General features: G+C 49.9%; 12 protein-coding genes. All 12 read right to left on the reverse strand.

The genetic code is table 11. From position 1 onward, the window contains the following. Positions 1-456 carry a DUF2634 domain-containing protein gene (locus tag J7E78_RS28055; protein WP_215080005.1) on the reverse strand — a complete coding sequence of 152 codons (456 nt, stop codon included), beginning with the start codon at positions 454-456 and terminating at the stop codon, positions 1-3. Continuing rightward, entirely contained in the window at positions 449-859 is a 411-nt protein-coding gene (locus tag J7E78_RS28060) for a hypothetical protein (protein WP_215080007.1), read from the reverse strand. The genes J7E78_RS28055 and J7E78_RS28060 overlap by 8 nt, the downstream gene beginning before the upstream one ends. Then, entirely contained in the window at positions 852-1,838 is a 987-nt protein-coding gene (locus J7E78_RS28065) for an XkdQ/YqbQ family protein (RefSeq protein ID WP_215080009.1), read from the reverse strand. Before J7E78_RS28065 ends, J7E78_RS28060 begins: the two co-directional genes overlap by 8 nt. Then, on the reverse strand, positions 1,835-2,467 hold the full coding sequence (locus tag J7E78_RS28070) for a LysM peptidoglycan-binding domain-containing protein (protein WP_215080072.1): 633 nt from the start codon (positions 2,465-2,467) through the stop codon (positions 1,835-1,837). Before J7E78_RS28070 ends, J7E78_RS28065 begins: the two co-directional genes overlap by 4 nt. 54 nt (positions 2,468-2,521) lie before the next feature. Continuing rightward, a complete protein-coding gene (locus tag J7E78_RS28075; protein WP_215080011.1) occupies positions 2,522-4,276 on the reverse strand; it encodes a hypothetical protein in 1,755 nt (584 codons plus the stop codon). Between the two features lie 182 nt (positions 4,277-4,458). Beyond that, the gene (locus J7E78_RS28080) at positions 4,459-4,893 is read right to left on the reverse strand and encodes a phage tail assembly chaperone (protein WP_017690174.1); all 435 of its coding nucleotides are present in this window, start codon (positions 4,891-4,893) and stop codon (positions 4,459-4,461) included. A gap of 256 nt (positions 4,894-5,149) precedes the next feature. Then, complete coding sequence (locus J7E78_RS28085; RefSeq protein WP_124117078.1) at positions 5,150-5,557, reverse strand: phage tail tube protein; 408 nt, start codon at positions 5,555-5,557, stop codon at positions 5,150-5,152. Between the two features lie 244 nt (positions 5,558-5,801). Further along, a complete protein-coding gene (locus J7E78_RS28090) occupies positions 5,802-7,265 on the reverse strand; it encodes a phage tail sheath subtilisin-like domain-containing protein (RefSeq protein ID WP_215080013.1) in 1,464 nt (487 codons plus the stop codon). After that, on the reverse strand, positions 7,265-7,465 hold the full coding sequence (locus J7E78_RS28095) for a hypothetical protein (protein ID WP_215080014.1): 201 nt from the start codon (positions 7,463-7,465) through the stop codon (positions 7,265-7,267). Before J7E78_RS28095 ends, J7E78_RS28090 begins: the two co-directional genes overlap by 1 nt. A 189-nt stretch (positions 7,466-7,654) precedes the next feature. Continuing rightward, the gene (locus tag J7E78_RS28100; RefSeq protein ID WP_215080016.1) at positions 7,655-8,578 is read right to left on the reverse strand and encodes a hypothetical protein; all 924 of its coding nucleotides are present in this window, start codon (positions 8,576-8,578) and stop codon (positions 7,655-7,657) included. A gap of 329 nt (positions 8,579-8,907) precedes the next feature. Continuing rightward, positions 8,908-10,758: a DUF4127 family protein gene (locus J7E78_RS28105; RefSeq protein WP_215080018.1), complete on the reverse strand. Its 1,851-nt coding sequence runs from the start codon at positions 10,756-10,758 to the stop codon at positions 8,908-8,910. Positions 10,759-11,386: 628 nt separating this feature from the next. After that, entirely contained in the window at positions 11,387-12,346 is a 960-nt protein-coding gene (locus J7E78_RS28110; RefSeq protein WP_215080019.1) for a hypothetical protein, read from the reverse strand. Between the last annotated feature and the right edge of the window lie 31 nt (positions 12,347-12,377).

Genomic DNA, 12,377 nt, shown 5'->3' on the forward strand with positions numbered 1-12,377 from the left:
TCAGATCACCTCACTTTCCAGAATAAACATCTCTTCCTGCACACTCGCCACCCGGCACGAGAACATACACTGCTCCCGATTCCAATCAAACGTAAACTGGTCTACCGAATCCGTGCGTGGATCAGCCAGCAACGTCTCTGTCACCATCCGGGCAATCTCACTTTCGATCACTCCCCGGCTGTCACCCTGCCCCACCAGCTCCTCCAGCTCCGACCCGTAGTTTCGAGAATAGATCACATGTCTATACCGCGGTGTTTTGACGGCCTTAATGCACCACTGCACCCAAGCTTCATGTCCACCAGCCGCAGCGACTTTGCCACTTGGGGTCAGCACAAAATCCCCTGCATCGTAATCGAATCGCCAGCTCCGTCCAAAGCGTACCTCTTCCGAAGCCACCCCCGACAGATCCTCCTCATCTCCCCATACCACACCCGTTTCCGGGAACAAACTAGGCATGCGCACTCACCACCTTACACAGCACCACAATGTCGTTACCGCCATTCACCCGCATCGCCAGTACGCGATCTCCCGCCTTCAATCCCTTACCAAGAGACCACACCGCTTCTTCCACTTCCTCTTCTTGCAAAAGAAACCGTCCCGTGCCCGTCGCTGCGCCGTTTGCCACGTCAGGTATACCGGAAATCGCGCCAGCAGCCTCGCGCTCCGGCAGTCTAAGCGTGCCCGGCAATTCGGCCACGAGATAATCCTGCACTTCGTGCTTAAAATCATCTAGCTTCACGCCGGAAGAGGTCATCGTACCCAGCACTGCGCCCATGCCGCTTACGGCCTGACGGGTCTGTGTACTCATCGCGCCCCGCATGACGTCGGCAAAATGCCCATACGGATCATCTTTATTCAAGGTAATACCTCCTTTTTACCAGCTCCGCCGTGCCCAGCTCCAGCGTCATCGTTCCTGGGCCAGCAGACAGATCACGGCTGACCGACATGACGATTAGTTTCAACCCTTTTAACAACACTGCGTCCCCGGCGCGAATCGTATTCACATCCGGTGCAGAGATCGTAAAGGTCTCCTGAATACCCGTCAGACGGCTTTTCGCCAGCTTCTTCGCGGCGGTTGCCGTTTTCACCTGATCGTCCTCGATCAGCTTTTGCAATGTGCCCAGTTCTTTCACACCATTCTGCTCCATCGCGAGCACTTTGGAAGGAACTTCTTTACCACTGCCAGACTCAGACGCTGCCATCACTTTAACTTTGGTAACCGCCCCTTCGAGCGTACGCATCTGGGTCAGATCAATTAGTCGATCCAGCTCATACACCTTTGCATTACTTCCGACCTGGAAGAGCTGCAACCCGCCGGGTGTCATCCGTGGATGGTACATTTCCCCGCCAGACTTGGCCGTTTCCTTCAGATCGGCAAACATCATCGAAAAGATCGTCTGTGACCGATACACGGCTTTTCCCAGCTTTGTCTTGGTTTCCGGCAATGTAGCGTATGGAATCTTCCACTCTTTGGCGTAGGTTTTAAGTCGCTGTGTGGCAGTCTGATCCTTCGGCAGCAGGAACTCGTCCTCCGATTTTTCCAGATAAATCATCCGGTCGTACACCGTGAGGGACAGCCGCTTGGTGCCGCTGTTCGAGCTTTCCACCTCCCAGATGACCGCAGGATGCAGCAAGTGAACCATCGATTTTTCGCCAAAAGGAACCCCGCTAATCCGCACCGCCATGCCTGGTGAGATCGAAGGCAGACCGGAAGATGCAGACACTGCCAGCCGGATGTTGGCCTGATAGGCAATCTGGTCGAGCGAATCCTTCAGCGTAATCGTCTCCACCAGCTTGGTGATGTCATATTTGTCGTCGACAATGACCTTGTAGGTCATGGCATCACCAGCTTTTGCCCGGGTTTGATCCGGTTTGGATCACTCCCGATGATCTTTGCGTTGAGCTTGTAGATCTCGTTCCATTTGGAACTGCTGCCCAGCTCAAGCTTTGCTATTTTGGACAGAGAATCGCCAGATTTGACGGTATATGTCTTGCTGCTCTTTTTCAGATCGGTACGCGAACCTGACTTGCTCGCGGATGCCGCAGAGCCCACCTTCTCCACCTTGGAATCCCGCCATGTGCGCAGGGTCAGGTCGAAGTAAATATCTCCGCTCTCGCCGCCCCGGAAGGTCGTATTGTGCGAGATCAGATATACCGGTACATTCACCCCCGTGTTGGTGATGATGAAGCGCAGTGGTTTTTTTGATACCAGAAACGTATTCAGCATATTCATCGCTACCCGGGGATCTGGAAAATCTTTTTCGTACATGCAATAGGACGCATCATACTCTTTGGGAAAAAAAGAAGAGAAGGTGATCTCCTTCACCTTCTCCCCCTGCGCAAAATCAAACTCGCCATGCTCCAGCATATGAATCGTTTCATACCCTTTGGAACGTGAGATCGTAAACTCTTCTGGATTCACCGGAAATTGAAACTTCGTTTTCCCATCGATCAGGGTAAATTCCATTCTGATCCCTTCCACGTTATCTTCAAATACAGACATACACGGCCTCCTTTCTGCTTAGGCCATAATCGTTTTTCGGTTTTCCATCGCACGGCGGAACTCGCTCGTAATCCGTTGTCCGACCTGCTGGGTGACAGCATCGTAATCAATCGCATTTTCGCGCACGGTCACCTGCACCGCGCCTGGTGGAATATTGATCGCAATCTGATTGGTAGTTTCAGTTTTGAAATCCTTCAAGTAACCGGACAGACTGCTCATCTGGTCTTCGGATATTTGTACCGTCATCGTGGACGATTTTCCATTCGTCTGCGCGGCACCGTTACCAAGCGCCATGGCTTGGTTCTGCATCATGCTTGTACCCATGAAGCCAGCAGATGTAGGTTGACCGACCTTGCTGTTCATATATGCAGTTGGGCCTGTCATGGTCAGTGCCGGTGGAATATAGGCAGGTGCCATCTGCGGCCCTGTTGGTACTTGCGATGGTGCAGCTACTGTTGCTGCCGAGACCGTCTTTTCTTCTTTTTTGGAACCAAAGCCAAAGAAGCTGGATATGCCATCAGTGATATTTTTTGTTTTCTCAGAGACGTAATCCGCTGCACCCGACAATGCATCCCCTACACCCTCGGTAGCGCTAGACATAAAGTTTCCAATATCCTTCGCTTTGTCTCCAATCCAACCGCCTGCTGCACTTCCGGCCCAACCACCTACTGCACCACCAACCCATGTCCCGATGCCAGGCAAAAGAACGCTACCGATGGCGCTACCAATCGCAGTACCTGCTGTGCCGCCAATCATGGAACCCACTGCTCGGCCACGTTCTTCAGGTGGTGCCGTCGCTACATTCGCCACGTCAGCAAGCATGCTGATGGGTCCGAGAAGCCTTTTGGCACCTTTGGCAAAGCCACCACTTAAATTATCCATCAATCCATTACCAGCCAGCATGTCGGTTAAAGATCCCAATCCACCATCCGCAAATCCTAATCTACCGCCTCCTCGTATTCTTCTACCCCCTCCCCTATTACGGTTGCGATCGGCCGAAGGATTTGGAGTATCAGGTACAGGATTGGGTACTGGTGATGGGCCCCGGTTCGAACGATTACTAGACCTTCTACCACTTCGGTAATTTCGTCTTCCACGATCTGATCCACCACCATCCGCATTCGGTGAACGAACTCTACGGTTTTTGCCCATCTTTCCACCTGTGCAACAGCAGCATTTGGATGCTGGACTTCTGGTTGGATCTGATGCAGGACTCTCTTCTTTTTTCTTTTTGAACAAATTGATAAATTTACCAACTTTATCAATGATGTTATCAATTGCATCGTTAATATTGTTAATGATTTCAGCTACACCAGAAACTTTTTCCCAAAAGCCTTTTGTTTCTTCTTCCTTCGTCGCATTAGTGATATTTTTGTTATTTTGAATCACGACAGCCATAGTTGGACCCGAAGCTCCTCCTTTACCCATCGCCACTTCGATCTTCTGCCGAACCTCAAGCGATACTGTGCCCGAAGCCGTAACCATCTGGTCCCTGAAACTGTTCAGTTTCGCCCAAGCGCGATCCAGTGCCGGACTCAGCTTATCAATCAACCCAATCGTCGGTGTAATTCGTAGCCTGCTGATTCGCACAGCCATACTATAAATATGCTCCAGCCTTCGTCCGGTCGTTCTCAGCTCATTATTCACCTTGATCAGACTCTGATAACGAACTCTGCCCAATCGTTCCGTTGAGCGTTGAATCTGATCCAGGTATCGAAGGGTTGTCCGCATTTCTGCATTCGATTTGGATAGACCTACAATCATTTCTGCCATTTTTTCACCTCCTGCCTTATATCGTTATCGATTCATTTGCGAGGTGATCGCTGACATTTCCTCTTCCGAGAACGCAATCAACAGCGAACGCTCCCCGCGTGGCAAAGACCAGAACTCTCCGGGCCGGAGATGATGACGCACCCACATGTGATACAGGAACGTGGTCATCCCGCCGGAGTGAATCAGTTTTTTAGGTCTTCAATCTCCACACCGAAGCCGGACAGCTCCAGCACTTTATCACCTACGGCATCCAATTCACCAGCGAGCAGCATACGACGTACCGCCTGTTCGCCACCAGACAGCTTCATACGGCCGGTAATACGTGTGTCACCCCAGCCGGACAATTCCAGGCTGCGGACTTTCAATTTCACGGTTGCTTCAGAGATGAGCAACGCGTTAAACGTTTCGGTATCCACCTTTTCCTCGGTGCGGCCTTTGGTCGTTTTTCGAATCGTACAGCGTTCGCGAATGTGATCCACTTTGGAGGACGTCAGTCCACGCAAGGTCAACAACAGATCCAGACGCTGAATGCGCACATTCTCCTCTGGCAAACGTTCTGCTGCTTCAAACAACTGATCCAAAATCTGTTCTTCGGACATATTTTCATTCATACTCATTGGACGTTATCTCCTTCTTGTTCACATTTGGCAATCATAATGTTACACTAGCCACTCCGATGACAGAATAAGCTTCCGATCGCTGTTATCCCCAGATTTTTTGATTCCCCCTCTTCAAGGGAAAATCCGGGGATAAAGGCGAACGCTCCGCTTCTTCACGTTATTTCTGTCCTCTCCGTTATCGTGCAGATACTAAATTTGCTTTAAGTAGACAACAAAGAGACCGAGATCATCTCGGCCTCCATTAAAGTCCTTTTTAGTTCGCCACAATCGGATTCAGCAACTCAAATCCTTCAAACGTAAAGCCCGTTTCCTCCGGTACTTCCTCACCAGCTGTCCAGTTGGCAAGCTGGATTTTGTCCACCATGCAACCTTTCAGCAAGACACTCTCGTGTCCATATGATTCAGGGTCGTTCAGCTTGGAAATAATCTCGAATTTGGTGAAGCCGCGCTGGATCATATCCGATGTGACTTTGTAGCCGGTCATCGTGCCTGTTCCTTTTTTTGCGCCATTTTTGTGCACCTTCCAGTCGTTACCAACTAGATTCAGCTCACGCTTTTCAATCTCCACACTCGCTTCCAGCTTGTTAATGTTCGTCTGCCACACACCATCGATATGCAGTTGACCATGGGTACCGAGAATTACTCTTGAAGCATCCAACATATATTTTCCTCCTTGGGTTGGTTGAACTAATAAATATTACACGGTATAACTCCGCAGTCAGAACAATCTTCCGATCGCTGTTATCCCCAGATTTTTTTGTTTCCTTATCATAAAGGGAAAATCCGTGGATAAAGGCGAGCTCTTTGCTTCTTCAGATTTTTTCTGCCCTCTTCGTTATCGTGTAAAGCATCAGTTCAACGTATAGTAATTATTCTAGAAAACGGTTCTTTCCTTTCACACAACCTTATTGCACGTAAAATGTACCAAACAACTGCTCCATCACATCCGTCAGCTTCACATTCCATTGCAGGAATACCTGATCCGCTTCCGGTTTGAGAACTGGTGCAGCGCCGTAATACGCCGGGTCAAGAATGACATCATAACCGTCAGCTTCAATCACATTGCTCTGTGCGAGCAACGCCAAATAGGCCTTCATGGCACTAATCAGTGCTTGACGACCCTCTTCGGTATTGTTTACTTTACCGATGTACGTATCTTCTGCGGAGCGTTGCAGATCCGTGTTGATCGCGTCCAACACACGAATGGAACGGATTTTTTTCCACGCATTATTCTGTCCAGCGGTTGGCGTTACCAGTGTGTTTACACCGCGAAGTGCTTTCACCTGACGACCATCATGGAAGAAAATAAATACGCCATTCTGTACGGCCTGCTCCTGTTCTGCACGCGTCCAGCGACGTGTCACATCATCAAACGGAGTAGCTGCATAGGTTGTGGATTGGTTCAGACGTTGTCCGGCGATCAGACCTGCAACATAAGCGGACGTTTCTGCCGAGCTGTAGAATGCATCTCCAAGGCGAACGCCTGTACCGACATTAATCACACCTTCATGGTTGAGCGCAAGCGAACGTGCTGCTGCTTTTTGGGCTGCTGTAGCAGAGGTGTCGTCTGCTGCGGAACCGCCAAATACAGCCACCACCGGTTTACCTTCACTACGTACACGTTTCACCCATGCCGCAAAACTCGCAAGCAGAGGTGCATCTGCCGCCTGATCCAAAGCCAAGACGTCGAATTGCTCCCCTTCCAGCGCACCCTGTACAGCGATGTACTCTGCATTGGTCAGGTCATCATTGCCACTTACGCCACCTTTGAATGCCGCACCTGCAACGGTAGCAATCACGCCAGTACCATCGCCAATCACCTGCGCCGTTACCCAGACATTTTGTTCATCCGCGTTAATCTCTTTTGCCAGAGACGCTGCTGTAATATCCGCTGTCAGGAGCGCATACAACATCCGGTTGCCTTCAAAAAGGCGCACTTCATGTTTCGTATTATCAATCACACCTGGCTGGATGGTGACATAGAACCCGTTTGCGCGATCCCCAGGATACTTCGCATCCAGTTCCAGCACATTGGCATCACTGCTGTCCTTCAAAGTAAGCGTGGCTGCTTTGGCCGCAGCACTTGCTACCCGATAAGCGAGCAACTTCTTCGGCCCACCCAGCAGGGCCAGCTTCAAGGACGTATAGGCCGTTCCGTTATCCAGCACATTCGCCGCATAGATCCGTTCAATCGCCGCTTCGCTCCCTACCTCAACAAAAGTCCCTACCGGACCCCAGTTGGCCTTGATCGGCACAACGACGGTTCCCCGTGTACCTGCTTGAATGGCCGAGGATGCTGCCGCCTGAAAATTCATATATAAGCCCGGAAGGACCGGACGATTCGTTTGCTCCCAAGTTCCGCCTGCCATTATCCCTTCACCTTCGCTTTCATAAATTGGTTAATTCGTTCTTGCGTTTCTTCAATGGAAAACGTCTCTTGCGCCGCTTCGTACAGCGCACCATACAGCACCTCTGCCTTGATGGCAAAGAGGGCTTCTGCATGATTCATCAGTTCTGCCCGTGTATACCGCGGGGCTGTCTGTTTGCTTTTTTTCACTGAGCTTGCCATTGCCATCTCACCTCATTTGTTGGACTACTAATTTCGTGAAACGTTGATCTTATCGCTATCATTGATGACCTATGAATTTTCGATCCTATGAACCTAATTTGAAGCTAAATCAATCTTCTCAAAGCTACATCCTCATTCTAAAGCTATAATCTGGAACCACTTTTAATAGAGGTTCCTCTCGACTAACGTTTATTCCATGCCTTTGCTATGGTGAATCTCACGAATGAAAGGTACATTCGTACCCGGACGACGAATCCGCTGTTGCAACGTCAGGCGAATCTGGCCGTTCAGATACGCATCGGTCTGCAGATCTGCCGTGACCTCATCTACCGTCACATACCTTGTGTTACTTTCGCGCTCTTCGCCACCCGTTTCAGTGACGGCAAGACGAGATTGCACTGCAAGTTGCCGGACCAACCGAGTAACGGTCTGCCGTGTTAACACTGGATGATCGGTGAGCACATGCCCAATCCACTGCTGTCGAACTTCTAATGCTGATGTCCCCGCCACAGACGTGCTGCATCCGGACAATCGCCATAACACAGACGGCGTATCGTATCCCCCGGGCCAGACATCCCCATATACCGACCAGTCCGAGCCAAGCTCGTGCTGTGTCCAGTCTTGAAGCGCAGCTAACCATCCATCTCCCGTTTCAGCGAGAGCAGCTCGCGAGTCTTCGGGAACATACACCCCAAATCGTAGACTGCGCGTAAGCATACCAGACCCTCCATCCAACCGGTCACTATCTGAAGAACCCAGATAGATGCAGGTGAAGGCTCCACCTTCTTCGTCAATCAATCTTGCCTGGTGCAATCCTTCGATTAGATCAGTTGACCAAGCTTCTACCTTTTCAGCCCCGCTATCTTCCAGACGAGCATACGGTGAGATTTTAATAATCCGTCGGTATCCCGCCCAAGCAGACTTCGGCACTTCTTCGGCAAACGCAACGACTGCACAAGGCCCAGCCAACACTTCGCCTGACGTAGGTACATCCAGTACACGACCGTCCCAATCTGGAACAAGTACCGCGAGTTTCTGTTTCAACGTTTTTTTAATGAGTGTACTCAATTTACTGGTGCTCATGGCAGTGCTACTCTCATTTCTCATAGACACATTCATTTCGCCCCCTTTGGCTGCATGTTTGAGATCTGCCCACACGGTGCAGCGACAGTGCAGCAGCAGTGGACTCCCCCTTTTAACTCAGAGTTTGTATTGCTATCGAACCAATACCGGGACTACATTCACCGCATCAAAAAGACCGGCCACCTGGCCGGTCTGTACATTAGCGTATGTGCTTTCGGTGCGTCCCTTGTTATTGATCCGATAATACAATCTTACACCCTTTCATTCCTAGCGCGGATGGTGTTCCGTACGACTTCGGTGCGATTAAGGGAGTATCTAGGGTGGAAAAAAGACGACTCCGAGTCTTGCTACTCCAAGCCTTAGTTCAGCGTAACTTGCGGGTTCAACGTAATCTCAAATGCACGGCCCCAGATGAAATCGGGATTCGCATATTCCAGCAGCGCACCGCTATACGTCGCATAAGACAATTCGTCATCGCAGATCTGCTTAATCGCCACATTGCCTGTCTGGAAGGCTGTTTTATTCGCAAGCGCCGTGGTATAAGTCTGCATCAGATCACGGAGCAATGTTTGCAAATGGGCATAGTCTTCCTCTGAGTTGAACAGCAACATATTTTGATCCGAAAGGGTAGCCACGTTGGTATACAGCGCATGGGCTCGGGAATATGTGCGGATCTCAGCAATCGCTACCGCTTTGTAGTAATAATCCTTCAGGAAACGCTTAAATAACAACGAGCCGTGCGCGTTCATTGCATCCCGCAATTTATGCTCATGCTTCTCTGTTGTAATTAACGCGTACCTCGACTGTCCCATACCTACGGCAATACCGATCTTGTTACCTGGTGTATTCCATGCACTATAACCCAGAACCCGTCCGGTATACGGACTGTTGAGCAACGCTTCAGCAACATTTACATTGGCTGGTCCTTTACCCACAAAATCAATCACAACCGAAGGCAGACCTTGCTCACTATTCAGCGTCAACTGCTCCAACGCAGCCTGCACCTGATCCAGAGCCGTAATGGCAATAATCTCGATATCGATACTTGTGTTCTCCCCGGAATTTCCCGGGTGACCCTTCGTCATACGATCCAGTTCGGAGGTCATGTCAAACGGGACAACTTGATCGGCTGCTACAGCCACTAGCTGTTCATTTTCCAAGCCAGCACCCACATCCGTCACCACATCCGGTTCAGGATATGCCGAATCCGCTACAAGCACACCACCTACAATATCCACATGACGAACCACATTCTCGTGTACATCCATGTATTCATACGTGTTAATGATGGAATTGCCGTGAGGACCAAAATATTTCACTGCGTAACGTGTCCTCGCCCCGCCTCGGAACAACTGGTTAGCCATGCGAGCGACCAAAGCGTGCCCCAAACCATCTGCATCCGGCAAGACGATAGCACGATCCGGATTTTGCCCATTGGTTCCACCCAGCCATTCATTGATCCGCGCTTCTACATATTTGATTTCATTGATCTGAACACCCTGCGTGTTGGCATCGTCGACTCCAACTGCGAGGAAATCGATATAACCTGTTCGAACCAGCTGATCCAAAATGTACAGATTTGTTTTGAATTTATGCTGTCTTGTATTGTAATACTGTTCTTTATCAAAATAGGTCGTTGTCCCATATTCCACTCCATCCGGGGACAGGTTATAACCCTCGATAATATCCTCAAACTCAGTGTATGTCTGACGTGGCTGTTGCATCAACGCACGAGACTCATTATATGCATCAAGCGCCAAGCCATCTGCAAACGAGGTCGTAGCCAAACGCATGATGGTGTCCATTACAAATACGGGTTTACGTGGGTATTTCTGCTTAATCACGTGAATCACATCCAGCAAACGAGTGGTTTCCTCATCGTACTCAGGATAGGCGCCTCCTCCATCTTCGCGGAGCTGACGACTGCCAATCAGACCGCCATAGGCGAGCATATCGGATGAGATAATGAATCCGTCGACCTTGGCAGCATGTTTCAGAATAAAGCCGTGAATCTTGGACGGTTTGCCATAAACCGGCGTGGAGGTGCCCAGCAGCGTTGTGCCATCTACGGTTTTCTCCGAATCCAGACGATTCTTAATATCACTCAGGTTTGGTGTAACGATATGGATACCGGCTGCTTTCCCTTGCACAATCACATCATCCAGATTCGCTGGACGATCATCCAGTGGAACATACAATACTGTTTTCATGTCACGTAGCCTCCTGTTATCTAATTAGTCTTATTACCCGATCAGGGCAAGGATGCAATCACCGAATTAAAAAACCGGCCCCCTGGCCGGCTGTACTTTAGCGTATGAGCTGTCGGTGTATCTTCCTTGCTGCTGATCCGATAATACCATCTTACCGCCTTTTCCCACTCGCGCTGACGGTAAACGGGATGAATTATGCATGAATGTGGTCGTCTCTATGGCGGTTAAATGCCGATTTCTCGCGAGAAACTCCTATCGATAGTCCAACCAAACCCATCCTGATGATGTTTATATGACATAAGTAGCTTTCAAATCCTACGAACAATAAAGGATGGATATGACCATGAAAAAGAGGTATTTCTTCTATCTTTGGGTTGCTGTCACCAGTTATATGGCGGGCCCCGCTATGTATGCGTTGGCGATGTATATCTTATATCAGGAAACAGATGTTATAACGACATCTCTCATTGGATGGACCACGGCAACATTCTTATCCGTTGGTATCCTGTTTATCCTTGAAATTTGGCCCCGTTAAAAAGGTGCAGGGCCCACAATTCGGTAGACCAGAATAATGCCTAGAAGGGGTGTCCGTTATGACGGACACCCCTTCTGAAATGTATGTTTTATCTCACGCGATGATATAACGAAAATTCTCCCATGTTTCCGGTACGGGCTCCCCGCTCTTGGCATGGTGATAGAAGCTAAACGGGAATTTGAATACATGACCTCCGTTCCAGTCACGAGAACGTCTGTCGGTGAGCCAGTATTCCAGCTCATGGGGGAGCGCAACCGATCGTTCCGCCCGTTCTAGTGGCAGCAGGTCTACAGGTGATTGCAATGACGGCATCTCCTGTTCAATATCCACATCTCGGCTTAAGCGTAGTGCCTTCACCATGGTAAGGAAAGGCGGGATGCCTTTGTGGAATAATGCCGGATAACCCAATTCATATAATATGTTAAGCGCATGTCCGTATGTCAGCATATGGCCGATTAGATCATGATGCGCTTCCGCGTGATATATGGTCTGGAACGCACCAAGCTCATCCAGAATCAGGCGTGACAATTGAACTGGATCTTCGATCTCGGGGAAACCATCGCTTTTTTTCGGCTTCAGACTGCGAATTTCTTTCATCGTTGTATTCATCCAGGATCTTCCCGGGATGGTTCGATCGAATGAATCGATCAGTTCAACCAGCCGACGAATATCCTCCGCAGTACCCCATCCATCCAGTTCGCGAATGGCTTTCAGACTGATGGCCCCGTAGATGGCCTGGTGTCCAACCCAGTGCAGCTCTCCAATCGTTCGATCCAATGCGTCCGTAATACGCGCTTCGGCATCTTCCCTGGGCATCATTTCACCAATCGGATAGGTCTGACCAGGGCTGATCCCATGCTGGCGAAGCATGGCTTTTGCTTCGGCGGTAACACTGCCGGCGGCAAGGGCAGTGAGACGATTTTCCCGCACCCAAAAATATGCCGCAATCGCACCCGCCCCATAATGGGCGTGCCACAGATCTCCTGTACGCTCCCGACTGGAAACGATAATCGCTAGTCCTTCTTCCAACAAACGTCGATCCAAGCCTGCCACCACCCTTCATCATCTGTAAGCCCATCACAGG

Origin of the sequence: Paenibacillus polymyxa (assembly GCF_018614975.1) — a bacterium.
In the GTDB taxonomy this organism is placed as follows: Bacteria; Bacillota; Bacilli; order Paenibacillales; family Paenibacillaceae; genus Paenibacillus; species Paenibacillus polymyxa_E.